Origin of the sequence: Nocardia sp. CDC153 (assembly GCF_035818515.1) — a bacterium.
Taxonomy (GTDB): Bacteria; Actinomycetota; Actinomycetes; order Mycobacteriales; family Mycobacteriaceae; genus Nocardia.
In genome coordinates, this window is the sequence record NZ_JAYKYU010000005.1 from 94,559 (window position 1) to 121,206 (window position 26,648).

The window sequence follows — 26,648 nt, forward strand, 5'->3', positions numbered from 1 at the left end:
GAAGGGTTGCGAGCAATGGGGAGAAACGGTGGCAGTGGTGTGCCCGCCGAGGCCCGCCCCGATCACGAGGTGATCGTGGTCGGGGCCGGGTTCGGAGGCATCGGCACCGGGATAGCACTGCAGCGCAAAGGGATTCACGACTTCGTGATCGTGGACAAGTGGGATCGGGTGGGCGGCACCTGGCATGCCAATACCTATCCCGGGGTGGCGGTGGACATCCCGTCGTTCATCTACAGCTTCTCCTACGAGCAGCGCGGCGACTGGTCGCGGGTCTTCGCGCCCGGCACGGAGTTGCGCGACTACGCCGAGGGCATGGTCGACAAGTACGGGCTGCGGGACAAGCTGCGGCTGAACACCACCGTCGTGGCGGCCGAGTTCGACGATCGGAACAGCCTGTGGCGGTTGCGCACCGACGGCGGCGAGCAACTCACGGCGCGCTACGCGGTGCTGGCGGTGGGCGGGCTGGAACGGCCCAAGATGCCGGATATCGAGGGGTTGAACGACTTCGGCGGGACCCTGATGCATACCGCGCTGTGGGATCACGATGTGTCGCTGTCCGGCAAGCGGGTCGCGGTGATCGGGACGGGAGCGACGGCGCTGCAATTGATTCCGGCGATCGTGGACGAGGTCGAGCATCTGACCGTCTTCCAGCGGACGCCGATCTGGGTCTTCCCCAAGAACGATGCCGAGATCGGGTGGTTGGGGCGACAGATACTGGGCAACAGCAGGATTCGCTCGGCGTTGCGTCTCGTCGGCAATATCGGCACCGAGATGGCCATGAGCGGCATGGTGGTGGGACCGGCCTGGCTCACCGCCGCCGGTCGCCGTCTGGCCGAAGCCCCGATTCGCCGCTGGATGCGGGCGCAGGTGACCGATCCCGAGCTGCGGGAGAAGCTCACGCCGCGTTATGGATTGGGCTGCAAACGGCCCTCCATGTCGAACGACTATCTGAGGACATTCAACCGCTCCGATGTCAGCCTGGTCACCGACTCCATCACGCGGATCACCGAGCACGGTGTGCTCACCGCCGACGGCACCGAGCATGAGATCGACGTGCTCATCTGCGCGACCGGGTTCAAGCTGTGGGACAAGGGCTCGGTACCGCCCTTCCCGGTCCGCGGGCGCGGCGGCAAGGATCTCGAGAAGTTCTGGGACGAGCACCGATACCAGTCCTACCAGGGTGTTTCGGTGCCCGGCTTCCCGAACTCGTTCACCATCACCGGTCCATACGGATTCGTGCTCGGCTCCTACATCTGGATGATCGAGGCCACCGCGGCGCATTTGGCGCGGGTCATCGCGGAATCGAAGGCGCGCGGGACGACCGAGGTGGAGATCCGCCAGGAGGCGCACGACGAGTACTTCCGGCGTTGCCTGCGACGGCAGGAGAAGAACTTCCTGTTCACCCCGGTCTGCGCGGGTTCCAACACCTATTACATCGACAATCACGGCGATTCGCCGTTCCGTCCGTCCACGCACGGCGAGATGTATTGGCAGAACCGCCATTTCGATCTCGACGTGTACCGCTACACCGTCGGCGCGCCGATCGCGTCGGAGTCGGCCGTGCTCTCCGAGGAGGCGTTGTGAAGCTCAACTCCATCGATCCGCGACTGGTGGTCGTCACCGGTGCGGGCAGCGGGATCGGGCGGGCCACGGCATTGCGGTTCGCGCGCATGGGGGCGCGGGTCATCGTCTCCGATATCGACAAGGACGCGGCGCTGTCCACGGTCGCGGTCATCCAGTCCAAGGGGCAGCGCGCGGTCGCCATGCAACTCGACGTCACCGATCCGCACGCCTGGGCGGCTTTCGCCCGCGACGTGCACGCCGATCACGGGGTCCCGGATGTGCTGGTGAACAATGCCGGAGTCCTGGTCAGCGGCGCGTTCCTGGACCTCGAACCCGAGGACTGGGACCGCCAGTTGAGTGTGAATCTGCTCGGGGTGGTGTACGGCTGTCGCGTCTTCGGCCGTCTCATGATCGACGAGGGCAGGCGCGGCCACATCGTGAATATCGCCTCCGCGGCGGCGTTCACGCCGACCCCGGTCATGTCCGCGTACTCGGTGTCCAAGGCGGGGGTGAAGATGCTCACCGAGTGTCTGCGCCTGGAGCTCGCGCCCAAAGGCGTTGGGGTGAGCGCGATCTGCCCCGGTGTGATCAATACGAATATCGCCCGGCACGCGATCGCGGTCGGTGTCGATCCGGTGTTGGTGGAGCGGGGCAAGCAGATCACCACCCAGATCCAGGAGCTGGCGGAGCGGTTGCCGTTTTCACCCCTGAGTCCGGATCTGGTGGCGCGGGCCGTGGTTCGGGCCGTGCGCTACGACCTGGCGGTGGTGCCCGTCCGGGCCGAGGCTTGGCTCGGCTACTTCATGCTCCGCCTGGCTCCCGGCGTGAATCGCCGCATGACGCAACCACTGTCGATGGAGCGCATCCAGTCGCTCGGCGAGCTTGTCGTGGGCAGGGGAGGAGGCCCCCGGTGAATGCCCGCGCCCACGACCTGAAGGTGCGCGAAGTCATCAGCGAGACCGCCGACGCGGTCTCGCTGATCTTCGATATCCCCACCGACCTGACCCACCGCTTCACCTACGCGCCGGGCCAATACCTGACCCTCCGAATCCCCAGCGAACGCACGGTTTCCGTGGCCCGCTGCTACTCCCTGTCCAGCAGCCCCCACTGCGACGACCGCCCCGCCGTCACCATCAAACGCACCCCCGGCGGCTACGCCTCGAACTGGTTGTGCGACAACATCTCCGCGGGCGACCTCCTCACGGTCCTCGAGCCCGCCGGAAACTTCACCCCCCGCGCCTGGAACCGCGACCTCCTCCTGTGCGCGGCAGGCAGCGGCATCACCCCCATCATGTCGATCCTCAAATCCGCCCTCACCCTGGGCCGAAGCGATATCGCCCTCCTCTACGCGAACCGAGACCGCCCCTCGACCATCTTCGCGAGCCAACTGGACCAGCTGGCCCGCCGCCACCCCCGGCGCATGACTCTCCTGCACTGGCTCGAATCCGAGCGCGGCCTCCCCACCGCCCGCGCCATCGCCACCCTCGCGCGTCCTTACCGTCGCCACGATGTCTACCTATGCGGCCCAACAGGTTTCGCCACCACGGTCAAGCAAGGCCTCGGCCAACTACGAATCCCGGACCGATCCATCCATCAGGAGCAATACCGCTCGCTGACCGACAACCCCTTCGAACACCACACCCCTGTCGCCACCGAACCCGCAACCACTCCCACCTCCGACATCTCCACCGTGCGCGTGGACATCGACGGCCAAACCCACACCCTCCCCTGGCCCAAAACCAAAAAACTCCTCGACGTCCTCCTCGACCACGGCATAGACGCCCCCTACGTCTGCCGCGAATCCGCCTGCGCCACCTGCGTCTGCACCGTCAAACACGGCCGCACCCACATGCTCCACAACGAATCCCTCATCCCCGAAGAACTAGCCCAAGGCCTGACCCTCGCCTGCCAAACCCTCCCCGATTCGCCCACCCTCCACATCGCCTTCGACCAGTGACTCGTCCCTGACGATGGCGCGAATCACGGTGGTGCGCAGGGGCATGTCGAATTCGCCGGTGGCGGTTGCGGGGTTGGTGTGGAGGTAGGTGGAGAGGCGGGTGAGGAGGGTGGTGCGGGCTTCGGGTGGGAGGACGAGGGTGTGGGAGTGGGTGCCGATGGTGGCGGTGAGGGTGGCGGCGGTGCGGCGGTGGGTGTGGGGGAAGGCGGATTGGTCGAAGGGGGTGAAGAGGGGGTGGGTGGGGAGGCCGTTCTGGGTGGCAGGGGGGAAGGAGGCGTTGGAGCGGGTGAGGCGGTGCAGTTCGGCTACCCAGTCGACCGTCATGTCGGGTTCGTTCCAGAAGGCGGCGAGGATGCCGCCGGGGCGGAGGACGCGGGCCATTTCGGGGAAGGCCTGGGGGAGGTTGAACCAGTGCAGGGCTTGGCCGACGAGGATCGCGTCGACGGAATTCGAGGGGAGGGGAATCGATTCGGCGGTCCCCGGGAGTGCCGTCACATCGGGGTAGTGGCCCTGGAGGATGGCGCGCATGGCCGCATCGGGTTCGACCGCGGTGACGTGAGCCCCCGCGGCGAGCAGCACCCCGGTGAGTTTGCCCGTGCCCGCGGCGAGATCCAGGGCCCGAACATCGGTGTCGCCCAGCGGCTCCAAGGCCCACCGCACGCCAGCCAACGGATAGTCCGGGCGGTGTTCGTCGTAGGCTGCGGCTTCCGCGCCGAAGGAACTCGCCCGCCGCGCGTGCAGGGCGGAGTCCTTGACTTCCCACCGACCGGATTCGCTCATTCCGTCATGGTAGGTCGGGTGAGCTCGGCGCGGGCGGCGGTGAGCATTGTCGTGATGGCGGCGGGGAGCGCCTGGACCGGGTCGGGGGCGAAGTGGGGGGAGTGGTTGGAGGGGAAGCGTTCGGGGAGAGCGCCTTCGGTGAGCATGTGGAGCTGGTCTTCCTCGGTGAAGCGGGCCGGGTCGATGCCGCCGATGTGCCAGAACACCGAGGGGGCCTTGGCGGCCGTACCGAACGCGCCGAAATCCTCACTGCCGGTTACGGGATTGTCCATCGGCATGACGGGCAGACCCGCGTCGGTCAGGGCGGCGAGCACGCGCTCGGTGTCGCCCGGGGTGTTCTCGGTGACCGGGAAGTGGTCGTAGAACTCGACTTTCGGATCCTGGGGCGCGCCCGCCGCGGCGGCCTCGGCCTCGGCCATGCGCGCGATGCCCTCGATCATGCGATTGCGCGAGCCGTCGGTGAAGGTGCGCAGGCTGAGCAGCACCTCGGAGGTGTCGGCGATGATGTTCGGCCGGGTGCCCGCGTGCAGGGCCCCGGCGGTGAGCACGGGCGTTGCGGCGGTAGCGGTTTGGCGGGCGGCCAGCGATTGCAGCCGCACCACCAGCGAGGCCGCCATGAGCAGCGGATCGATGGCGGTGTGCGGCTGGGAGGCGTGCCCGCCCTTGCCCAGGAAGGTGACGCGGATCGAATCGGAGGCGGCCATGAGGGTGCCGGGCTTGCTCAGGATGATTCCGGCGGGCAGCGGGCTCACATGCTGGCCGAGCACGATCCCCGGATGCGGAAACCGGTCCAGCAGACCGTCATTGATCATCCCCTGCGCCCCCGAACCGGTCTCCTCGGCGGGCTGGAAGAGCGCGACGACCGTACCCGGCAGCGGCTGGGCGGCCAATTCGGCGCAGACCCCGAGCAGCGCGGTCACATGGATGTCGTGACCGCAGGCGTGCATGACGCCGGGCACGGTGGACGCGTACTCCAGTCCGGTCTCCTCCTGGACCGGCAGCGCGTCCATATCCGCGCGCAGCCACACCACCGGCCCCGGGCCGTTGCGCAGCACGCCGACAACGCCGGTGCCGCCGACGTTCTCGGTCACCTCCCACCCGGGCATGGCGCGCAGTTCGGCCGCCGCCAGGCTCGCCGTCGCGTGCTCCTGGCCCGACAGCTCCGGATGGGCGTGCAACTGCCGGTACACCTGCTGCCAATGCTCGGTCATGTGAGACTCTCCTCCGAGGGAACGGTCGCCGAACCGCGTCGGGCGATACTCGCCCGGAACGCCTCGGCGGTTTGCGGAACCGCGGCCGCCGCCAGCAACGCCAGCAGTGGTCCGACGGCCATGGCTTCGAAAGCCGTTGTGTACGACAGATGATCGGTGATCACGCCGAACATCAGCGGGCTGAGCACTCCCGCCACTTGCCCGCCGAAAATGATGGCCCCCGTGGCGACGCCGATATAGGCGCTGGGCAGCGACCGCAGCGGCACCGCGAACGCGGGCATGTACGCCATCCCGGCCACCAGGCTCATCACGGTACCCACCAGCACGAACATCGGCAGCGACGCCATCCGCGGCAGGACGAACAGCATGGCCGCGGTGAATGCCATGGCGGGCCCCACGATGACGCGCGGACGCCCGCCGATCCGATCCGAGATCCGGGCCCCGATCACCACGCCCGCCGCCGCGGCCAGCGTGGTCGGCACCGCCGCGAAGGCGATGCCGCCCTGGGACACCGAGAGCTTCTCGTGCAGGAAGGTCGGCGTCCACGCGGTGACACCCCACACCAGCACGTCGTAGCCGAAGAAGATGACCGCGAACCCCAACAGCGCGGGGGAGCGCAGCACGGCCCGGCGTTCGGCCTTCGTCCCGATGTTCGCCACCGGAATCTCGTCCTGCACCAGCGGTTCCGGCATCCACCGCCGCCACGCCAGGATGACCGCCACCCCGAGCACTGAGATCACCGCGAACATCACCCGCCAGCCGACGGTGGGCAGCAAGATCCCCGCGATCACCGCGGCCAGCAGCAGCCCCGCCGCATTGGAGGAGTTCGTCCACCCCGCGGCGGTCGTACGCTGTTCGGGCCGACTGCGTTCGGCCAGCGCCTTGATGGCGGCGGCCGGAAAAACGCCCTGCACCAAGCCGAACAGGAACCGAATGCCCAGCAGCACCGCGAAAGACCAAGCGATGGCGGTCAATCCGGTGAAGACCGACCACGCCGTCAATCCCACGATCCCGACCGTCAAGGCCCCGTAACGGTCCGCCAGCAAACCACCGGGAATCTGGATCAACGCGTAGGAGATGAAGAACACCGACACCAGCAGACCCTGTTGCGTATGGTCGAGCCCGAGGTCGTGACCGATCGACGGCAGCGCGAAATTGATCACGGTCCGATCGATGTAGTCCACGACCCAGGCCGCGAACAGCAGCACGATGGTGATGCGGGTGGTGCGTGGCATCCAAGCCCTTTCAGACGCGGGAGGAGTGGCTGGGTGCCACACTGACCCATGCCCGAGGATACGGCCGAATTGCCGGATACCGACGGGCCATGCGGTGGGCTATGTCCCATTCCGGGTCCGGGGTGGAGCTGAAGAGGGCTCGTTTCGTTAGGCTCGCCTCGATGACTGGGACGCTGACGCACGGATACGTCGCCGAGGGATACGGCCGGGTGGCCGACGCCTTCCGGCGCAATTTCGACCATCGCGGCGAGATCGGTGCGGCGGTCGCGGTCTTCGACGGGGACACGCCCGTGGTCGATCTCTGGGGTGGTTGGCGCGATCCGGTGCGGCGGCTGCCGTGGGAGCGCGACACCATCGCCCCGGTCTTCTCCGCCACCAAGGGTGTTGCGGCACTGATCCTCGCCATGCTGGTGACGCGCGGGCAGCTGGACTACGACCAACCGGTGGCGCGCTACTGGCCGGAGTTCGCCGCGCGCGGCAAGGGCGAGGTGACCGTCCGCCAGCTCATCGATCATCAGGTCGGCCTGCACGTGCTGCGCGGTACCCGAATGACCCTGGCGGATCTGCGGGATCTGGACCGGGTCGCGGGGGTGCTGGCGGCCCAGCGACCCGCGTGGACGCCGGGCACCCGGCAGGGCTACCACCCGGTCAGCATCGGACTGTTCATCAATGAGCTGGTGCGCCGCGCCGATCCGGCCGGACGTGGCATTCGGCGCTTCCTCGCCGAGGAGATCTCCGGCCCGTTGGGTGTGGATTTCACCCTCGGGCTGGACGCCGACCTCGGCGGCGATCGCATCGCGCACCTGACCCGCACCACCGGACTCGACCTGCGATACGAGCGGAACCTGCCCTGGAATCAGGCGATTCCGGCACTGCTGCGGCGGGGTCAGCTCTTCCGCGCGCTGGCGGTTCCGGAGCTGGGCATGCCCGAGGATTTCGTGCGCCCGGAGATCATGTCGGTGGAACTGCCCGGCAGCAATGGTGTCGGTTCGGCGCGCGGGCTGGCCCGCATCTACGCCGCGGGCCTGTCCGGCGAGCTCCCGATCGCCGAGGCGGTCCGCACCCGCCTCGCCGACGCCGGTCCGGTGCCCGCCCCCGACGCCGTGCTGCGCACCACCACCCGCTTTCATCTCGGCTTCCGAAAGTCCTGTCCCACTTTCCCGTTCGGCTCACCGGACCACCGCGCCTACGGGACCCCGGGCATGGGCGGCTCGCTCGGCTTCGCCGACCCGCACACCGGTCTCTCCTTCGCCTACGTCCCCAACCGCCTCGGTCTGACCCTCAATGGCGATGTCCGCTGTCTGAGTCTCGCGCGTGCGGTTTTCGCGAAATCGACGCGCCGATCGAGTTCTCGTGGTGAACCGCGGCAGCCCGTCGTTCGTTGATCTAGATGTACCGGCCCCTAGGCCGGGGTATTTGCATGGCTAATTGCCATGGCTAACAGCGCTTTTCGGACTAGCGTGTGACCTGAGACACATTGATCGACAGCGCTCCACCTGGATACCTTGTGTGCGATGTATCGCGGACAAGTCAGTGTGGAACGGGGGAACGTGTCCCAGAAGGAGTCCGACAGACGAACCGTGACCGACCTCATCGTCGACCGCATCGCGGCGCACGCCGACCATCTCTTCGGCGTGGGCGGCGCGAATATCGAAGACCTCTACGATGCCGTCCAGCGGCACCCGACGTTGACCGGCATAGTCGCCAAACACGAGTTCGGCGCGGCCACCATGGCGGACGGTTACGCCCGCGCCACCGCCGGACTGGGCGTCGTGGCCGCCACTTCGGGCGGCGGAGCCATGAATCTCCTTGCGGCCCTGACCGAATCCTTCGACTCCCGGACCCCGGTGCTGGCCCTGGTCGGCCAACCGCCCACGGTGTTCGAGGGGCACGGGGCCTTCCAGGACACCAGTGGACTCCCGGGCCGCCTCGACGCCGAACGCATCTTCGGCGCGGTATCTGTCCACTGTGCGAAAGTCACTCGGCCGCAGGATATTACCGCTGAACTCGATCGGGCGATCGCCGCGGCGCTGAGCGGTGGTCCGGCGGTATTGCTGCTGCCCAAGAACATTCAAGCCGCCGAGGCGGTGATTCCGGATCGCACCGAGCCCACCACCGACCGGCAGCCGGTCGCCGACGCTGTGCTGCCGACCGAATTCACCGCCCTGCCGACCGAATTCACCGCCCTGCTGGCCGGAGTCCCGGCGGCGGGCCGGAGGGTGATCATCGCGGGCCCCGAGGTCGCGGCCGCCGATGTCCGTCCCGAATTGGCCGTGCTGGCAAGGGAGCTGGACGCGTCGGTCCTGCTCACCCCGGACGCCAAGGACGCCTTCCCGAATCGCGATCCACGGTTCGCGGGCGTCGTCGGTGTCATGGGGCACCCCCACGCGCCCGAACTCGTGGCCGGAGCGGCGCTGTGCCTGATCATCGGCACACCGCTGTCGATGACGGCACGGGCGGGCCTGGACGCCGCGCTGGCGGCATGCCCTCGGGTGCTTCACCTCGGAGCGGAGCCGCCCTTCGTGCCGGTGCACGCCGAGGCGCGGGGTGCGCTGGCCGCGACACTGCGTGAGCTGGTGACGCTGTCCCGAGCGATGAATCCCGCTGGTACCCAGTCATATCCAACCGACATGCCCGAACTGCCGGTGCCGCGGGCGTCCGGACCCGGCGTGCGGTATCGGGCCGCGGTGGCGGCTCTCGAAGCCGCGCTGGCACCCGGAACCGATGTCGTCGTCGACGCCGGGAACACCGGTGCCGCGGCGGTCCACCATCTGCGTGTGCCCGAGGACGGCCGATTCCTCATCGCGCTCGGGATGGGCGGGATGGGGTACTCGTTCGGCGCGGGGATCGGGTGTGCGCTCGGGCGGGGGCGGCGGACCGTCGTGATCGCCGGGGACGGTGCGTATTTCATGCACGGGCACGAGGTGCACACGGCCGTCGAGTATCAGGTGCCGGTCACCTTCGTCGTCTTCAACAACAACGCCCATGCCATGTGTGTGACGCGGGAACAGGTCTATTACTCCGGTGACTACAGCTTCAACCGGTTCCGCGCGGCGGAGATCGGGGCCGGGGTGGCCGCCATGTTCCCGGACCTGCCCGCCTGGACCGCGCGCACCCTGACCGACTTCGAGAACGCCCTCGAGAAGGCGCGGGCAATACCCGGGCCCGCATTCATCGAACTGCAGTGTGACCCCGACGAGATCCCCCCGTTCGCACCGTTTCTGAAGGAGCCCCGCCCATGACCGAGACCACCGTGCAGGACGAGCCGATCGAGGTTCCGGACCTGGATGTGCCCGGCGTGTATCGCATCGAGACCATGCCGCTCAAGGAGGGCATGCCGCTGGTGCTGGACATGACCCGCGCCGTCTACCCGCACGACGAGATCTACGGCCAGTACTGCACCGTCACCGAATACATCGACGCGCCGCCGGACGAGGTGTACGACTACCTCGCCGACACCCGCAGCCTGTGCGAATGGACCTACAGTATGCGGGGTTTCGCCCGCACCGAGAATCCGGAGATCTGGGTCTCCGACGACCGCATCGGCTCGCACACCCGCATCTACACCCGCACCGTCGCCAATCCCGAGGCGCGCACCGTGGACTACCACTGCGCCTGGGACCAGGCCGACCACCTGTGGATGATCTACCTCATGCGCGTGGTCGACGCGCAACTGGTGCTGAACAAGCCGGGTTGCGTTGTCACCTGGACCAATTGCCACCACCCGTTCTACGAGGAGAACGGCTACCCCGAGACCGCGCCCGAGGGCCGCCCGGTGTGGGTGGGCGACTTCTGGCACCTCTTCGCCGCCGGACACCTGCTGGAACTGCGCAATCTCAAGGCCATCTGCGAACACCGCCACGCCAACGGTGAGTCGATCAAGCCGGAATGGATGAACTGAGCATGAGCACCGATACCGTCAGCCTGATCGACGTCGCCGGGTACCTTCCCGAGAACATCGTCGCCGCGGACTATTTCGCGCAATACGCCGACCCGGACGAGGTCACCTCGAACCTCATGTTCAAGGCGCCCAAGTTCCGCCGCCATATCGCGCCCGGTGAGAAGCCCGCCGATATGGCCGAACGCGCGGTCGCCCCCATCCTGGAGCGCCAGGGCCGGAACGTGTTGCGCGACATCGACGTTCTCATCGTCCACACCCAGCTGCCCGAGATCGCCATTGTCGGCAATGGCGGCGAAGTGGCCGCGCGCCTGGGCATCTCGCCGGAGTGGCTGATCGATCTGCACAATGGCGGCTGCGCGTCGTTCGTGTACGGCATGAAGCTGGCCCGCCAGATCCTGCTGTCCACCGACGCCCGCTCCGCGCTCGTGGTGACCGTGCAGAACGCCGCGGGCCAGATCTTCACCCAGGAGCAGGTGCGCGGCAAGGCGCAGGCCGCCATTCCCGGCGACGGCGCGGGCGCGGGATTGCTGGTGAAGTCCGGTGCTTCGCCGATCCTCGATATCGAGACCCGGCACCTGCCGGAGTTCGCCGGGCAGATGACGGTCATCGCCGACCCGCCGCGCCGCTACTGGGAGGCCGGGGCCGGTGAGATGCACGTGGGATTCACCGAATCCAAGATCGCCAAGGTGCTGCAGCGCGGCAATCGGCTGGTGCCCGAGGTCGCCGAGGCGGTGTGCAAGCGCATCGGCGTGACCTCGCCCGAACTGGATCTGCTGGTCACCAACCAGCCCAACCGCGCCTTCCTGCGGAACTGGCGCGACGCGCTGCAACTGCCGCCCGAACGCCATCCCGACACCTTCGACGACTGCGGAAACCTGTTCGGCGCGGGCATTCCCGTCACCTTCGACCGGGCCGTGGACGAGGGCCGGGTGCCGGCCGGTGCGCTGGTGATGTTCGCGGGCTTCGCGCACGCGGGCGATTTTGCCGGGGCCGCCGCGGTCCGGTGGGGCGGGCGCTGAGCGGGGCGCGCGCGATGACCTCGCTCGTCACGGCCGGACACCGGTTGCAGCTCAACGAGATTCCCTTCGGACCGCCGCCCTCGGTGCGCGAGGCGCTCAGTCGCGCGCTGGCCTCGGCCAACCGCTATCCGGAGTTCCTGCCGCGGCGCCTGCCCCGGCTGATCGCACAGCGGCTCGGCTGCGGGCCCGAGCGCATCGTGGTGGGTGCGGGCGCGACCGGCGTGATCATGCACATCGTCCAGGAATTCGGTTCCGGCGGAGCCGAAGTCGTGATGGCGACGCCGACCTTCGACGGCTTCCCCATTCTCACCACCATGGCGGGCGGACGGCCGATCCCGGTGCCGCTCACCGGAACCGGCCGCCAAGACCTGGCGGCCCTGGCCGCGGCGGTGACCGATCGGACCCGGCTGGTGGTGGTGTGCAGCCCGCACAATCCCACCGGAACCCTGGTTCCGCCAGCGGAATTCGAATCTTTCCTGCGGGACGTCCCCGCCTCGGTCACGGTCGTCCTGGACGAGGCGTATGTGGATTTCGTGGCCGAGGCCGACCGGGTCGACGTCTTCGCGCTCTTGGACAAGCACGCGAATCTGCTTGTGCTGCGCACCTTTTCGAAGGCGTACGGGCTCGCGGCACTGCGGGTCGGCTACGCCATCGGTGACGAGGAGCTCATCGACCGCGTCGCCCGCTGGCAGCTGCCGTTCGGTATGACCGCGCTCGCCGAGGTCGCCGTGCGCGCCTGCTACGAGGCCGAGGCCGAGATCCAGGCCCGCATAGCGGTCTTGGCCGAGCACCGGGACCGGCTCACCACGGGACTGCGCGAGCTCGGCCTGTGCGTCCCCGACAGCTACGCCAACTTCTCCTACCTCACCCTGCCCGCCCCCGACGCCGAAGCGGTGGCAACCGCGCTCGCGGGCGCGGACATCCACGTCAAGACCTATCCCACCGGGATTCGCATTACGGTTGGCGATCGTTCGGCCACCGACGCCGTGCTCGCCACGGTCCGCAGTACAGTGCAGTAATGCACGAACATCCGCCTTCCGCACCCGAAGGGCACCGGGCCGGAGCGGACGAGGAGATCGATTACGCACTGCTCTCGCTCAATGCTCAGCTGTGCTTCGCGCTGTACTCCACGTCTCGGTCCATGACCGCTGCCTACCGGCCGTTCCTGGACGATATGAATCTCACCTACCCGCAGTACCTGGTGCTGCTGGCCCTGTGGGAGCGTCCCGGCATCACCATGAAGGACCTGGGCGAACAGGTCCACCTCGACTACGGCACCCTCTCGCCCCTGGTCCAGCGACTACAGTCGCGCGGCCTGGTCGAGAGCGTGCGCAGCGCCACCGACGGCCGCGCGGTCGTCCTGCACGCCACCGAGGCCAGTCGTGAGCTTCAGCAGGGTGCGCAGCACATGATCCAAACCGTGCTGGATCTGGTGGGTGTTCCGGTGGAGGAGATCGAGACGCTGCGCGACCAGGTCAAGGCGCTCGGCACCCGCCTGGACGCGGCGGCCGCGGCCGCCCGCGCCCGCTGACCGCCCCGTCCCGGGCTACTCAGGCGAATTTCGCCAAGGCGTCCGCCACGATGGCGTCCAGCCGCGCGTGGTGGGCGCCCTTCCAATAGGTCTGGCCGCAGTCGACGCACTGGGCGAAGGAGTCGTAGCTGCGGCCGGTATTGCCCGGCAGGTGCGCGCGGACGGCCTCGCGCTCGGCGGCGCGCAGGACCCCGTTGCAGGAGGTGCAGCGGGTCCACGGATCCAGCCGGGGTGCGAAGCGGGAGAGGATGTCGTCCAGCTGCTCGGCCGGATGGTGGCTGTAAACATAAGCGCCGGAATAGATTTCCCGACGCCGTAGCAGGCCGCGGTCGCGCGAGAGCAGGACCCGGGATTCGGCCGCGGAGCGGGCCGCGAGGGCGGCGTCGCCGATATCGGGATTCTCGTACGCCGCATCGATTCCCAGCAGGCGCATGCGCCGGGCCAGGGTGCCCAGATGTATGTCGAGCAGGAAGCGCAGTGGCTCCGCGCTCGGCTGCGGGCGCGTCACGGCCGCCACCGCGACCTGCTCGCCGCCGGCGGGAATGTGCCCGGCCGCAACCGCTTCGCCGTTCACCGACAGTCCACCCACCTCGGTGAGCGGGACGCCCAGCGACTCGACCACGTGCCCGAGCGTCGAGGTGCCGTCGATGCGGATGTGCGCGCCGTCCCGCTGCCCGACGAAAACGCGCAGCTCGGGCGCGAACTCGACGGTGATTTCCCCTGGGTTCACCAGCTCAGGATCTCAGAAACGGGGCGGCGGCGAGCAACTCGATTTCGATCTCGAGCCGCCGGCGGCTTCGGAGAAAGTGAAGTGGAGGCCAATTTCTCCTCCCCAGTGGTCTGAAGCACAGTGGAAGGATATCGGAACAGCTCGTTAACCAATTGTTTGCAGTTCTATGGGTTGCGCGGTTGGAATGTTGGTGTTTTTCTTGGTGCGCAGGTCGATTTCGACCCACCGACGGACGAAGGAGAAATTCCCGTCGGGTGCCATTCTCGGCAGCGTCGCCGCCGCACATTCGATCTGCGACCACCGAGCCGCCGCCCGTCGGCGCTCGTCCTGATGAAGGTTGAAAGGAATACAGGCCATGAGCGAATCTCGATTGGCCGGTGCGGCCGTCATTCTCGCGGGCATCGCGGTGCCCCTTCTCGTGCCTGCCCTGGCTGCCGCCGTGCCGGTGGACGGCGCTCCCTCCGCCGCCACCGGCACGGGAGTCCAGGCGCCCGATCCCGCACCCCAACAGTCGATCTTGCCGCAGCTCGGAACCGGTAGCGCCGCGGCCGGAACCGGCAGTTCGACCGCCGCCGGACTGGTCGGGGCACTGGGCACCGGCAGCGCCGCGGCGGGCAGTGTGGCCGGGCTCTTCCCCGGACCGGGCACGCTGCTCTCGGTGCTCGGCACGGGCAGCGGCGCGGCCAGCGGTTCGGCGCAGGCCGGTGGCACGGCCGCACAGGCATTGGGTACGGGCAGCGCCGCCGCGGGCGCTGGATCCTCCGGTAAGTAGCAGTAGCTTTCAATTCGCCGGACAGAAATTGATCGTTTCAGGTGGAAGTGTTCTGCTTAGCCTGATTTATTAACGGATTTCTAACGGTCACTGTCCGAGCGGATTCAGATGAGGGAGACGGTCATGGACTACACCCACCTGTCCGAATTCGCGGTGCGCCCCGGCGCACTCACGCTCTGGCGGGCCGAACTGGCCGCCGGGGCCGCCTGGGTCACCGACGAGCGACCTTTCACCAGCGTCCATGTCCGGCACTGCCGCGATACCGACGCCACCGATCCGCGTCCGGGCCGAGGCCGTTGGATCGGAACCATTTTCGAAATGGACGCGCCCTTCGACGCCGCGCACTGGAGCGAGACGGTGCGACTGTGGCACGCCCGCCACGAGGGTTTGCGCACCACGCTGGCGTCGTGCGGGGACACCGAGCTCGCCTCGTACCGAGACACCGAACCGGAGCGGCTGATCTGCGCGGCCGCCGATGTCACCGTCGCCGCCGAACCGGTGCCCGATGTCACCGAATCCCGGCACATCAACGAATACCTCACCGACGCACTGGAATTGCGGTTGTCGCCGCTGCGCTGGCCGCACTGCCTGCTGGCCACCGTGGAGCACGCCGAGACCGCCGACTTCACCGTGCTGGTCGCCGCCGACCACTCGGTCATGGACGCCTACTCGCAGGCCATCGTCATTCTGGAACTGCGCGCGCTGTATGCCGCTGTGGCCCAGGGCGAACCGGTCCGCGAATCCCCGACCTTCGGCAGTTCGGCCGACTTCGCGCAGTGGGAGCGCAGCATGGCGGCCGCGCTCACCCCCGAGTGCGAGCCGGTGCGCTACTGGCGGCGTTTCCTGGACGGCTCGGGCGGCATGCTGCCGCGCTTCGAGCCCGCCATCACCGCCTCCAGCACGGCGGTATCGCACCGGCCGCAGGAGAGCGTGTCGCGAAAGCTCTTGTCGCTCACCGATCTCGAGCGCGTGGAGCAGGCGGTCACCGAGCGCGGCCACCGGCTGTCGGTCGCGGTGTTCACCGCGCTCGCCATCGCCTACCGCCGCACCTTCGGCTACATCTCCCTGCGCGCCATCATGCCCATCGCCACCCGCCCCGATCTGCGCTGGCTCGAATCCATGGGCTGGTTCGTGAATGTCGTCCCCATCGACATCACTCTCGCCCCAGACCTGGATGTGGACAGCGCCCTGGAGACCACCCGGACCACCCTGCGCCGCTCCAAGGTTGCCAATGACGCCACCTGGACCCGGGTGCTGGAACTGCTCGGCTGCACCGACCGTCCCCGTTTCGGCGTCTCCTTCCTCGATATTCGGGTGCTGCCCGACTACGAGCTGGTGGAATCGCTGCGCGGGCACACCCTGCGCGCCGAGTCCTACTCCGGCGACGAGGTGTTCTTCTGGATCGTCCGCGCCGCCGACGGCCTGCGCCTGTCCACCCGCTTCCCCGCCTCCTTCCCGGCGGTGGAGATGGACCGCTTCCTGGCCGAATTCACCAGAGCCATGCTGGAATTCGCGCACGCACCGCAGCCGAAGGTCGGTATCGGACCCGCCATCCCGAGTGCCACGCAGGTGTTGCGCGGCGAGGGCGACACCGCGGTCGATCCCGGCTCAGCGCCCCTAGCCCCCGCCCGGGTGTAGACCATGCGGGCCCTGCTGGCGTTCGCGGGTAGTCGCGGCGACGCTCAACCCGGCGTGCTGCTCGGGCGCGAGCTCGCGCGGCGCGGGCACGAAGTGACCGTGGCGGTATCGCCGAATCTCGTGGAATTCGCCGCGCGGCACGGGGTTTCGGCGGTGCCGTTCGGGCTGGACAGCGGCGAGCTGCTGCGGGCCCAGCGGGACGACGAACGGTTTCGCGGGCTGAATCCGGTTCGGCGCGTGCAAGCCGTGCTGGATCTGCAGCGGCGCGGATTCGGTACGGCGGCGGGCGATCTGCTCGCGCTCGCCGGGGACCTCGGGCTGGCGCGGGACAAGGGCGTCCTCGTCACCGGGATGGCGTGTGAGGAGGTCGCCGCCGAAGTCGCCCGCCACCACGCCATCCCGCTCGCGGCGCTGCATTTCTTTCCGATCCGGCCCAACCGGGTGGTGCCGGTGGTTCCGGCGGGCCTCGCGTCCCGATTGCCCGGCGAGTTGCACCGGCTGGGCTGGCACGCCCTGACCAAGGCCCGCGCCTGGGCACTGGCCAGCGAGATCACGGCCTTCCGGCGGGCCAACGGGTCCGGGCCGCACGACACCGACGTGCCGTTGGTGTCCTACACCGCCGTTCAGGCATACGACCCGGATCTGTTCCCGGGACTCGTGGACGAGTTGCGCGACGAACCTTTCACCGGATTCCCGGTACCCGCCGCGGGCGGCGAACTCGACCCCGAGCTGGCCGCGTGGCTGACCGAGGGTCCGGCTCCGGTATATGCCGGGTTCGGGTCCATGCCGGTCGCCGACCCGATCGCGACCGAGTCGATGGCACGGGAGGTGTGCCGACGGCTCGGACGGCGACTGTTGTTGGTGGGCCCCATGTTCCGGCCGCGCATCGGTCTGGATCTGGCCGTCGTCGATCAGGTCGACCACGGCGCGGTGCTGCCGCTGTGCACGGCGGCCGTGCACCACGGCGGCGCGGGCACCACCGCCGCCGCGTTGCGCGCCGGTGTCCCGTCGGTGATCTGCTCGGTGCAGGCCGATCAGCCCTACTGGGGCAGACAGCTCGAGCAACTCGGGCTGGGCGTGACCGTCCCGTTCGCGGGCCTGACCGCGAATCGGCTGGAGCGCTCGCTGATTCGGGCGACCGCGCCCGAAGTGGTGGCCTGGGCGGCGGCCTACGGCGCGGGCTTCCGCGACGACGGCGTCGCGCGGGCCGCCGATGTCATCGAATCCTTCTCCGCCACCGGAGAATCCGCCAACAGAGAATCCATTGCTCCGGACACCGGTGTTCGCGAGCTTCCGAGCACGATCGGAGGTGTGCGATGAGCACGGAGATCGCCATCGAAACCCGGGGGCTGGGTAAGAGTTTCGGGTCCATGAACGCCGTCGAGGCGGTGGACCTGCGGGTCGCGGCCGGGACGGTGTTCGCGCTGCTCGGGCCGAACGGCGCGGGCAAGACCACCACGGTGCGGATGCTGTCCACACTGCTGCGCCCGTCCCGCGGCACCGCAACGGTTTTCGAGTACGACGTGGTCGAGCAGGCCACCGCGGTGCGGTCCATGATCGGGCTCACCGGGCAGTACGCGGCCGTGGACGAGAACCTGACCGCGTGGGAGAACCTACGGCTGTTCGGGCGGCTGCTCGGCCTGACCCGCCGCGCCGCCCAGGATCGCGCCGCCGAACTGCTGGAGGAATTCGAGCTGACCGGTGCCGCGCAGCGGCGGGTGTCCTCGTTCTCCGGCGGCATGCGGCGACGGCTGGATCTGGCGGCGACGCTGATCACGGTGCCGCCCTTGATCTTTCTGGACGAGCCGACCACCGGCCTGGATCCCCACACCCGGGAACGCATGTGGGGCGTGGTGCGCGGGCTGGTCGGGCGCGGCGCGACGATTCTGCTCACCACCCAATACCTCGAGGAGGCCGACGCTCTCGCCGACCGCATCGCCGTCATCGATCACGGGACCGTGGTGGCGGAGGGTACGGCGGGTGAGCTGAAGTCCTCCATCGGCGAGGAGATGCTGCGCATCGATCTCGCCGATCCCGAGCAGCGCCCGCTGGCGGACGCCGCCGTCGAACGGCTCACCGGCACGACACCCCTGCACGGTGACAATCCGGCCACCCTGACGGTGCCGCTCTCCGATATCGGCACCGCGGCCGACGTCGTGACCGCCTGCCGCGACAGCGGAATTCGCCTGCGCGGCTTCGGGGTCGAGCGCCCCGACCTGAATTCGGTGTTCCTGGCGCTGACCCAGCGCCCGGCCCGCACCCCGCTTCCGGCAGAAAGGGCGAGCGCATGACCGTCGCCAACCCGGTGCTCGTGCACCCGACCGCCCGCATCGCGCGCGCCCCGCGCATCACCCACGTCGGCCTGCGCGCGGGCCTGGCGCAGTCGCTGTTCATGGCCCAGCGCGGCATGCTGACCTTCCGGCACAGCCCGCAGCTGCTCTACGACGCCGTCCTGCTGCCCATTGTCGGGCCGCTGCTGTTCGGCAGCGTGTTCGGCAAGGCCATCGCGGGCAGCCTGGACGCCTACCTGCCCACGCTCATCCCCGGCGTCCTGGTGCAGATCGTGCTGACCTCCTCGGTCGCCATGGGAGTCCAACTCTCCGAGGACATTCGCTCCGGCGTGTTCGACCGCTTCGTCTCCATGCCCATCGCCCGCTTCGCGCCGGTGGCCGGGGGACTGGTGGCCGGTGCCACCCGCTATGTGATCGCGGCGCTCATGGTGCTGCTGGTCGGCTTCGGCATGGGCTACCGGCCCGAGCACCCGTTCGGATTGATCCTGGGCGCGGCGCTGGTGGTGTTCGCCACCACCGCCATGAGCTGGCTGTTCGCCTTCATCGGCGTCACCGTGGCCAAACCCGCTGCCGTACAGGGCATGTCGATGCTGGTGCTGACCTTCGTCAGCTTCGCCTCCAATGCCCTGGTCCCGGTGGCGGCCATGCCCGCCTGGCTGCGCCACGTCTCCGACTACAACCCCGTCTCGCATCTGGTCGCGGCCGTGCGCGAGCTGGCCGAATCGGGTTCGGTCGGCTCCGACTTCGCCTGGTCGGTGGGGGCCGCGTTGGCCGTCGCGATCGTGTTCGCGCCCTTGACCGTTCGCACCCTGCGTGCCCGTTGATCTCGCTGCCCCGTGCTCATCGATCCGGAGACCGCCATGACCACCGTCCTCAACCGGCTCACCGCCGACGACGATCTGTTCCTGAAACTGCACGACCTCTACGGCACCGCCCTGGTCAACCAGCTGGCCTGGCGCTTCGACGAGCGCCTGGACCCGGTGGTGCTGAACCGTTTCCACGCCCATCTCGCACACGGCTTCCTCTCGCGCCGGGTGATGACGACCTCGGTGCCCTTCGCCCGGCCCTGGTGGGTCAACGCCACCACCGCCGAACCGCTGGCGCTCCAGGACGAGCCGGTGCCCGACACCGAGGTTCTGGATTGGTTCTTCGCGCAGAGCGCCGTGTCGTTCGATCCGGTCAGCGGCCGACTCTGGCGATTGTCGGCCGCGCCCACGACCTCCGGCGGCACCCTGCTGTCGCTGGTGACCTCGCACGTGGGCGCGGACGGCGGGGCCGTGCTGTACGCGGTGGGTGACGCGCTGGAGCGGCTCGACAAGCGTGAGACCCCCGACATCACAACGAGTTCCGGACGTCTGGTGGGCGCGCTCCCCGCGAGCGGCCTGCTCCGGTCCCACATCGCCGACGGCCTCGGCCAACTGCGGGCGGCGGCGCTGAGCCTGCGCGCCGCCTTCGCCGCCCGCAATGTCCAGGAGCCCGAACGCAGTCCCCGCCCGGCCGAGCCCCGACTGCCGCTGCCCGACCGCTACTCCGCCGCCGACCTGGTGGTGGAAGTCGATGCGGCCGAATGGAATTCCGTCGCCAAGGCCCACGACGGCACCGCCAACGGCCTCATGGTCGGTGTGGCGGTGGGCATTCTGGGCCGCAGCGGCCGCATTCTCGACGGCTCCGCGGTGCGCGTCGACATCCCGCACTCCATGCGCGGCGTGGACGACCCGCGCGGCAATGCCACGACGGGCCTGCCCATCGCGGTGCCCTACCGCAAGGGCGAACTCACCGATCTGCGCCAGGTGCGCACCGCCATCAAGCAGGCCGCCCACGCCTACGCCGACCCGGCGACCACCCCGGCCCTGCAACACCTGCAGCCGATTCAGCAGATGCTGCCCCGCTTCGTCCTCGGCTACTTCTCCCGGACCGCCAAGGCCCCGGAATGCCTGTGCACCAATCTCGGCGAGACCGGTCAGGGCGTGGCGACCATCGCCGGTGTGCGCGCCCGCTCGGTGCTCATGCGCCCGGTGGTCTGCACGGGCGACCCCGAGCTGTTCCGCCGCGTCGAGATCGGCCTGAACCTGTCCTGGTCCAGCGACGGCGACATCGTCACCCTGGCCATCACCGGTGCCGACCCGGATCGCTTTCCGACCCGGGAGGCCCTGCGCGACTACGTCACCGATGAGTTCGAGGCCTGGGGACTCCGTCCACGCTTTTGGCAATAAGTGTCTGTGCACATATTGAAAATTTGCTAGCCATAGTTGGCAGCCCATGCGTGGTGCTGGTAGATATGTGCGTGCAATCCCATTCAGGAGGACCTTGTGCGCACACTCGCAGGCGTTGTGGCCGCGCTCGCCATCATGGGCTCGACGGCGGGCGCAGCCACCGCGGAACCTACGGGTAGCACCCCGCTCGACACCGTCACCGCCTGTCCCGCGACCGCCCGTGCCGACGCCCCGGTCCTGCTCGTTCACGGCACCCATGCCGACGTGGAGCAGAGTCTCGGTCCGGTGCGTCAGGGCCTGCTCGAGGACGGTCGCTGTGTCTACGGCCTCGACTACGACTCCGACGAGTCGCTGTCGACCTCGGTCGACTACTTCGCCGCCGCGGTCGACCGGATCCTCGCGGTGAACCGGGCGAAAACCCTCGATCTGGTGGGCAAATCACAGGGGGCGCTGATCGCTCGGGCGGTCAGCCTGCGATTCGCCGATCGCGACGTGAACCCCATCCGCACCGTCGTCGCGGTGAGCGGTCCCCAGCACGGCACGAGTGTCGCGGGCCTGCGCCTGCCCGCCGGTTCGTCCCTGCCGCAGGGACTTCCGTTCCTGTCACCGGCGATGGCCGACATGCTCGCCGGCTCGCCGTATCTGACTCGACTCGACAGCGGTCCGACGGTCGCGCCCGGCGTCCGCTACGTCATGACCGCCACCGCCTACGACGAGATCGTCACGCCGTACACCACGGCGTTCATCGACGCGCCCGGTGTCACCAACCTCCTGGTGCAGGACGGCTGCCCCGAGGATCACACCGGTCACCTGGCCGGAACCACCGACCCCCGAACCGTCGACCTGGTCCTGCACGCCCTCGATCCCGCGCGGCATCCGACGGTCCGCTGCGTGGCCAACGACAACCGAAAGTAGCCACGCCGTGCGGGAATCGAATTCATCCTGGGTCGGCGCGGGCATCGGCCGCCGCGCCTTCGGGCGCGGAATCCTGGGCGGTGCCGCCCTGGCCGGGTCGGCCCGCCTCGCCTCGCCCGCGTCGGCCGCCCCGGCGGGGCGGACATATCGGCTCGCCCCCGAACAACTTTCGCGCACCGCCGATCGGGACTTCTTCGGTGTCAACGGCGCGCGCATCATCTCCGCGGAGAATGCCCGGCAATGGCACGATCCCGCGTTCCAGGACGCGCTGGCGGCCGTCGGCCCGGGCCTGATTCGCGTGCAGGGCGGCACCACCTCGCAGTGGATCGACTGGCGCACCGGACTTTTCGACGAACAGGACGGCGGCGGTTTCGCCGGCCGCAATGCGGGACGGCCGCCGATCACCCTGCCGGACTGGGCCGATATCGTCCGGCGGACCGGCGCCACACCGCTTTTCGACCTCAATGTGGTCACCTCGACGCTCGACGATCAGCTCGACATGCTGCGCGCGGCCCGGCGGCTGGGCATGCCGATCCGATATGTCGAACTGGGCAATGAGCTGTGGGTGCCGATGCGGGCGTACTCGGCCGTCTATCCCACCGGCTCCGATTACGCGCGAGCCATGAACGACTGGATATCCGCCATCCACGGTGAATTCCCTGGGGCGCGGATCGGTGTGGCGGCCGCCGACAACTCCCCGGGCATCACCGGGGCTTTCGGGGGGCAACGCTATGCCGACTGGAATCACGGCCTGTACGAGACGCTTCGCGACGCCGACGCGGTGACCTTTCATCCGTACTGGATAGTGGACCCGGTCGCGGCCGATATCGCTTCGACCGCGGTCGGTGGCACCGTGAACTGGACCCACGTCGCCGACACCATGCTGCGCGACATGCCGACCGGGCTGCAGGCGTGGTTCACCGAATACAACCAGATGGGCAAGGAGGCGACCCCGCCGCTGGACCGCCTGCCCGCGGTCCGACAGACCTGGGCCGTGGGCTTGAGCGTCGCCTCGTTCACGCTGCGCGCACTGCTCGATCCGCGCGCGGGCATGGCGGTCGTGCACTGTGCGCTCAATGGTGCGCCGAGCACGACCACCGGCGGCGGCGGGACCACGAATCAGGCTGTGCACGCACTCATCTCCGACGGCTCGGGTGGTTCCGCGCTCTTCGGCCGGACCGCGCTGAACATCGCGCTGACTCCGATCTACCACTGCCTGGACGAGGCGACGACGGTGCGCTCGCTGCGCTTGGATCCCGGCGTCGAGTCGCCCGCCGGGCTGCTGCTGCCGCCGTATATCGGTGTCGCCGACGCCTTCACCGGCGCGGAACTGTCCTCGGCCGCGGGCATCCGGGCGATTCTGATCAACACCTCGGACCGATCTCTGCGAATAACGCTGCCGCCCAGCCTCGTCGGTGCGCAGGAGGTGCGGATCCTGGCCGCCGCCCCGACCGCCGCCCCGGCGTTCGTCGCGGGCGACACCGTCTCCGAAACCGGCGCAACGGTTTCCGATGTGCTCGACCTGCCCGCCTACTCGCAGGCCCTGCTGCGTCGCCGGTGAGAAGTCAGCTCTCCGGGCGGTTCTCGAAGTCGGCGAGGGTCACCTCGAGCCAGCCGATATAGGCGGCGGTCGACGCGCGGCCTTGGTCGTGGGCCGCCCGCATCACCTGCCCGGCCCAGCCGGGGTCGATGTCGTCGATAGGTGCGAGCGCACCGGTCAGCTCATCGATTCGGGTGGGCGAGCGCACCTGCGCGCGGCGGTAGTCGAGTTCGGTGCGCAGGACCTCGACGGCGAACTCGCGGCCGAGCGCTCCGGCCAGCAGGAATCGCATCATGAAGTCGGGATCCATGGGCCGGGGCGCGGGTTCGTAGGGGGAGCGGGCCCAGTCCAGCAGGGTCCGCCGACCCTCGGCGGTGAGCCGGTAGACCTTGGCGTCCGGCTTGCCCTCGCGGGCCTCGACCTCGAATTCCACGAGTCCGCGGTCGACCAGCTTGCCCAGGGTCCGGTACACCTGCGGCAGCGTCACTCGATAGCCGACGAACCGTCCGGGACCGTCCATCCATTTGCCCAGGTCGTAGCCGGACAGCGGACGCAGGGCCAGCAGGCCGAGGATGAGGGTGTCGAGCATGCGCCCAGCCTATGTGCACGCGCAGTCACTGCGGCGACGCCGGGTGCCATGGCGGCTGATCTCTTGTTGACGACCTGCCAGTGTAGGTGTAACCATGGGATACAGTTACTTAGGTCACTCCCCGAGAGGCTCTGACAATGACGTCAGCACCCGTGAAGACCGACGCCACGGTCGAATTCGCACGGCAGTATGCCGAGAAACTCCTGCTGCTGTCGCAGGGCTCGGTCGACAAGCACTTCGATCCTTTCACCGATATCGATTGGGACAACCCGGATTTCGCGGTCACGCCGAACGACCGGCGCTGGATTCTGCCGGTCTCCGGTGACATGTTCGCCCGTCACCCCTGGTATCAGGCGCAATCGGAGGCGCGCAAGATCGCCATCGGGCTGTGGCGGCAGGCCAATATCGCCAAGGTGGGCCTGCAATTCGAGACCCTGCTCATCGGCGGCATGGTGCAGCACACCTTCAAGCTGCGCAATGGCTCGCCGGAGTTCCGGTACTGCACCCACGAGGTCATCGAGGAGTGCAACCACACCCTCATGTTCCAGGAGATGGTGAACCGCATCGGGATCGACGTGCCCGGCATGGGGCCGATCCTCAAGCAGCTCACCTACATCGTGCCGCCGCTGGCGTCGCTCTTCCCGAATCTGTTCTTCATCGCGGTGCTCTCCGGCGAGGAGCCGATCGACCACGTGCAGAAGGCGATTCTGCGGGCCGGGGAGGAGGTGCATCCGATCATGCGCGGCGTCATGGCGATTCACATCGCCGAGGAGGCGCGGCACATCTCCTTCGCCCACGAGTTCCTCGAACACCATGTGCCGCAGGCGAACCCGCTCAACAAGTTCGTCCTGTCGCTGGCCTTCCCGATCGTCATGTGGATCGGCGGGCGGGCCATCGTGATTCCGCCCCGGGCCTTCTTCAAGGAGTTCGACATCCCGCGCGAAGTTCGCAAGGACGTCTTCTTCGGTTCCCCGGAGTCCAAGGAGGCTTTCGCGGGCTTCTTCGGCGATGTCCGCGCACTCGCCAAGAAGATCGGCCTGATGAACCCCGTCTCGAGGCAGGTGTGGAAGGTCCTCGGCATCGACGGCCACACCACCCGCTACCGCTCCGAACCGGACCGTCCCGGCCAGGTCCGCGCGGCGTAGGGACCTTGGTCCTCGGTCGCGGCAGGTCAGTAGACGTAACTAGAAATAACATGTAATACTCGGTGCGCCCGGACGCCGGTGTCCGGGCGTGACCAGAAGCGAGAACAGCGATGACGCGGCATGTCGACGTACTGATCATCGGCGCGGGCCTGTCCGGTATCGGCATGGCCTGCCACCTGACCAGGGAGAAGACCGGGCGCAGCTACCTGATCCTGGAGCGCCGGACCGCCATCGGCGGCACCTGGGACCTGTTCAAATACCCCGGCATTCGCTCCGACTCGGACATGTACACCTTCGGCTACGGCTTCCGGCCCTGGCACGGCACCAAGGTGCTGGCCGACGGACCGCACATCCGCCAGTACATCGAGGACACCGCGCGCGAGTACGGCGTCACCGATCACATCCGCTTCGGCCGCAAGGTCACCAAGGCCGCCTGGTCCAGCGACGAGGGCGTCTGGAGTGTCGAGGTGCTCGACGAGCGCACCGGCAAGACGGAGACCTACACCAGCGATTTCCTCGTCGGCTGCACCGGCTACTACGACTACGACAACGGGTACCGGCCCGCATTCCCGGGCGAGGAGAACTTCCGCGGGCGGATCGTGCACCCCCAGCACTGGCCCGAGGATCTCGACTACCGCGGCAAGCGTGTGGTCGTGATCGGCAGTGGCGCAACGGCCATCACCCTGATCCCGGCCATGAGCGCCGATGCCGCGCACGTCACCATGCTGCAGCGTTCGCCCACCTATATCGCCGCGCTGCCCGCCGACGATCCGGTCGCGGTCGGCTTCAAGTTCGCGAAGGTGCCCGCGGCCATCGCCTACAAGGCGGGCCGGGCGCGCAATATCGCGCTGCAGCGCGCGAGTTACCAACTGTCCCGGACCAATCCGAAGCTCTCGGCCAAGCTCATGCTGGCCGCCGTGCGCGCGCAGGTCGGTCCGAACATCGACATGCGGCACTTCACGCCGAGCTACAACCCGTGGGATCAGCGGCTGTGCGTGGTTCCCAACGGCGATCTGTTCCGGGTGCTGCGCAAGGGTGAGGCGTCCATCGTCACCGACACCATCGAGACCTTCACCGAGAAGGGCATCCGGGTGTCCTCGGGCGCGGAGATCGAGGCCGACATCATTGTCAGCGCAACGGGTTTGAGTGTGCAGATGCTCGGCGGCGCGACCCTCGAGGTCGACGGCGAAACCCTGGCCACCCGAGACCTGGTGGCCTACAAGGGCGCACTGCTGGGCACGGTCCCGAACATGATGGTGGTCCTCGGCTACACCAACGCCTCCTGGACGCTGAAGGCCGACCTGGCCGCCGAGTACTTCTGCCGCCTGTTGAATCACATGCGCGACAACGGGTATCGCGAAGTCGTCGCGATCCCCGAGGACGCCGACAAGTCCGAGGCCTCGCTCATGGGCGGTGCGCTGACCTCCGGCTACATCCAGCGCGGCGACGGCGTCATGCCGCGCCAGGGCGCGCGCGGACCGTGGTTGGTCATCAACAACTACTTCCGCGACCGCGCCATGCTGCGCAAGGCGCCCTTGGAAGACGGCATCCTGCGGTTCCGTCGCGCCACCGACAAGGCGGCTCCGGCTCCGGCCGAGTCCCGCTCGGCCTGAACGAA

At 68.5% G+C, this 26,648-nt stretch carries 24 protein-coding genes; 19 read left to right on the forward strand and 5 right to left on the reverse strand.

What is annotated here, in order from left to right; translation table 11 throughout:
• Positions 1–15: 15 nt before the first annotated feature.
• Genes VMT65_RS27275 through VMT65_RS27285 form a run of 3 tightly spaced genes read left to right on the forward strand, consistent with a single transcriptional unit; the run spans position 16 to position 3,520 of the window.
• On the forward strand, positions 16–1,584 hold the full coding sequence (locus VMT65_RS27275; protein WP_326311289.1) for a flavin-containing monooxygenase: 1,569 nt from the start codon (positions 16–18) through the stop codon (positions 1,582–1,584).
• Complete coding sequence (locus VMT65_RS27280; protein WP_326311290.1) at positions 1,581–2,477, forward strand: SDR family NAD(P)-dependent oxidoreductase; 897 nt, start codon at positions 1,581–1,583, stop codon at positions 2,475–2,477. Before VMT65_RS27275 ends, VMT65_RS27280 begins: the two co-directional genes overlap by 4 nt.
• On the forward strand, positions 2,474–3,520 hold the full coding sequence (locus tag VMT65_RS27285; RefSeq protein WP_326311291.1) for a ferredoxin--NADP reductase: 1,047 nt from the start codon (positions 2,474–2,476) through the stop codon (positions 3,518–3,520). The genes VMT65_RS27280 and VMT65_RS27285 overlap by 4 nt, the downstream gene beginning before the upstream one ends.
• Here the strand turns inward: VMT65_RS27285 and VMT65_RS27290 are convergent.
• Genes VMT65_RS27290 through VMT65_RS27300 form a run of 3 tightly spaced genes read right to left on the reverse strand, consistent with a single transcriptional unit; the run spans position 3,446 to position 6,746 of the window.
• A complete protein-coding gene (locus tag VMT65_RS27290) occupies positions 3,446–4,300 on the reverse strand; it encodes a class I SAM-dependent methyltransferase (protein ID WP_326311292.1) in 855 nt (284 codons plus the stop codon). The two genes, VMT65_RS27285 and VMT65_RS27290, sit on opposite strands and share 75 nt — an antisense overlap.
• Positions 4,297–5,511 carry an amidohydrolase gene (locus tag VMT65_RS27295; protein ID WP_326311294.1) on the reverse strand — a complete coding sequence of 405 codons (1,215 nt, stop codon included), beginning with the start codon at positions 5,509–5,511 and terminating at the stop codon, positions 4,297–4,299. The genes VMT65_RS27290 and VMT65_RS27295 overlap by 4 nt, the downstream gene beginning before the upstream one ends.
• Positions 5,508–6,746 (reverse strand): MFS transporter, encoded by a 1,239-nt coding sequence (locus VMT65_RS27300; protein WP_326311295.1) that lies wholly within the window; start codon positions 6,744–6,746, stop codon positions 5,508–5,510. The genes VMT65_RS27295 and VMT65_RS27300 overlap by 4 nt, the downstream gene beginning before the upstream one ends.
• A 161-nt stretch (positions 6,747–6,907) precedes the next feature.
• Here VMT65_RS27300 and VMT65_RS27305 point away from each other — a divergent pair, with 161 nt between their 5' ends.
• From VMT65_RS27305 to VMT65_RS27330, 6 genes are all read left to right on the forward strand, one after another.
• Positions 6,908–8,131, forward strand: a complete 1,224-nt coding sequence (locus VMT65_RS27305) for a serine hydrolase domain-containing protein (protein ID WP_326311296.1) — start codon at positions 6,908–6,910, stop codon at positions 8,129–8,131.
• A gap of 195 nt (positions 8,132–8,326) precedes the next feature.
• Entirely contained in the window at positions 8,327–9,988 is a 1,662-nt protein-coding gene (locus VMT65_RS27310) for a thiamine pyrophosphate-binding protein (protein WP_326311297.1), read from the forward strand.
• Positions 9,985–10,647, forward strand: coding sequence for an SRPBCC family protein (locus VMT65_RS27315; protein ID WP_326311298.1), 663 nt, complete (start codon positions 9,985–9,987; stop codon positions 10,645–10,647). The genes VMT65_RS27310 and VMT65_RS27315 overlap by 4 nt, the downstream gene beginning before the upstream one ends.
• Positions 10,635–11,666, forward strand: a complete 1,032-nt coding sequence (locus VMT65_RS27320) for a 3-oxoacyl-ACP synthase III family protein (protein ID WP_326311299.1) — start codon at positions 10,635–10,637, stop codon at positions 11,664–11,666. The genes VMT65_RS27315 and VMT65_RS27320 overlap by 13 nt, the downstream gene beginning before the upstream one ends.
• 14 nt (positions 11,667–11,680) lie before the next feature.
• Positions 11,681–12,685, forward strand: a complete 1,005-nt coding sequence (locus tag VMT65_RS27325; RefSeq protein ID WP_326311300.1) for a pyridoxal phosphate-dependent aminotransferase — start codon at positions 11,681–11,683, stop codon at positions 12,683–12,685.
• 122 nt (positions 12,686–12,807) lie between these two features.
• Positions 12,808–13,197, forward strand: a complete 390-nt coding sequence (locus tag VMT65_RS27330) for a MarR family winged helix-turn-helix transcriptional regulator (RefSeq protein WP_442790333.1) — start codon at positions 12,808–12,810, stop codon at positions 13,195–13,197.
• Positions 13,198–13,216: 19 nt separating this feature from the next.
• Here the strand turns inward: VMT65_RS27330 and VMT65_RS27335 are convergent, their stop codons facing one another.
• Complete coding sequence (locus VMT65_RS27335) at positions 13,217–13,927, reverse strand: Mut7-C RNAse domain-containing protein (RefSeq protein WP_326311302.1); 711 nt, start codon at positions 13,925–13,927, stop codon at positions 13,217–13,219.
• Positions 13,928–14,282: 355 nt separating this feature from the next.
• Between VMT65_RS27335 and VMT65_RS27340 the strand changes: the two genes are divergently transcribed.
• From VMT65_RS27340 to VMT65_RS27375, 8 genes are all read left to right on the forward strand, one after another.
• A complete protein-coding gene (locus tag VMT65_RS27340; protein WP_326311303.1) occupies positions 14,283–14,699 on the forward strand; it encodes a hypothetical protein in 417 nt (138 codons plus the stop codon).
• 123 nt (positions 14,700–14,822) lie between these two features.
• On the forward strand, positions 14,823–16,337 hold the full coding sequence (locus VMT65_RS27345) for a condensation domain-containing protein (RefSeq protein WP_326311304.1): 1,515 nt from the start codon (positions 14,823–14,825) through the stop codon (positions 16,335–16,337).
• Between the two features lie 3 nt (positions 16,338–16,340).
• Positions 16,341–17,657, forward strand: coding sequence for a glycosyltransferase (locus tag VMT65_RS27350; protein ID WP_326311305.1), 1,317 nt, complete (start codon positions 16,341–16,343; stop codon positions 17,655–17,657).
• A complete protein-coding gene (locus VMT65_RS27355; protein WP_326311306.1) occupies positions 17,654–18,628 on the forward strand; it encodes an ATP-binding cassette domain-containing protein in 975 nt (324 codons plus the stop codon). Before VMT65_RS27350 ends, VMT65_RS27355 begins: the two co-directional genes overlap by 4 nt.
• On the forward strand, positions 18,625–19,452 hold the full coding sequence (locus tag VMT65_RS27360; protein ID WP_326311307.1) for an ABC transporter permease: 828 nt from the start codon (positions 18,625–18,627) through the stop codon (positions 19,450–19,452). The genes VMT65_RS27355 and VMT65_RS27360 overlap by 4 nt, the downstream gene beginning before the upstream one ends.
• Positions 19,453–19,488: 36 nt before the next feature.
• Positions 19,489–20,841, forward strand: a complete 1,353-nt coding sequence (locus VMT65_RS27365; RefSeq protein ID WP_326311308.1) for a hypothetical protein — start codon at positions 19,489–19,491, stop codon at positions 20,839–20,841.
• Positions 20,842–20,937: 96 nt separating this feature from the next.
• Positions 20,938–21,756 carry an esterase/lipase family protein gene (locus VMT65_RS27370; RefSeq protein ID WP_326311310.1) on the forward strand — a complete coding sequence of 273 codons (819 nt, stop codon included), beginning with the start codon at positions 20,938–20,940 and terminating at the stop codon, positions 21,754–21,756.
• Positions 21,757–21,763: 7 nt separating this feature from the next.
• On the forward strand, positions 21,764–23,317 hold the full coding sequence (locus tag VMT65_RS27375) for a hypothetical protein (RefSeq protein ID WP_326311312.1): 1,554 nt from the start codon (positions 21,764–21,766) through the stop codon (positions 23,315–23,317).
• 4 nt (positions 23,318–23,321) lie between these two features.
• Here VMT65_RS27375 and VMT65_RS27380 read toward each other — a convergent pair whose 3' ends face one another.
• Entirely contained in the window at positions 23,322–23,885 is a 564-nt protein-coding gene (locus VMT65_RS27380) for a PadR family transcriptional regulator (RefSeq protein ID WP_326311313.1), read from the reverse strand.
• 137 nt (positions 23,886–24,022) lie between these two features.
• Here VMT65_RS27380 and VMT65_RS27385 point away from each other — a divergent pair, with 137 nt between their 5' ends.
• Together VMT65_RS27385 and VMT65_RS27390 are read left to right on the forward strand one after the other, a co-directional pair.
• On the forward strand, positions 24,023–25,030 hold the full coding sequence (locus tag VMT65_RS27385) for an AurF N-oxygenase family protein (RefSeq protein ID WP_326311314.1): 1,008 nt from the start codon (positions 24,023–24,025) through the stop codon (positions 25,028–25,030).
• Between the two features lie 110 nt (positions 25,031–25,140).
• A complete protein-coding gene (locus VMT65_RS27390; protein ID WP_326311315.1) occupies positions 25,141–26,643 on the forward strand; it encodes a flavin-containing monooxygenase in 1,503 nt (500 codons plus the stop codon).
• Positions 26,644–26,648: the final 5 nt, after the last annotated feature.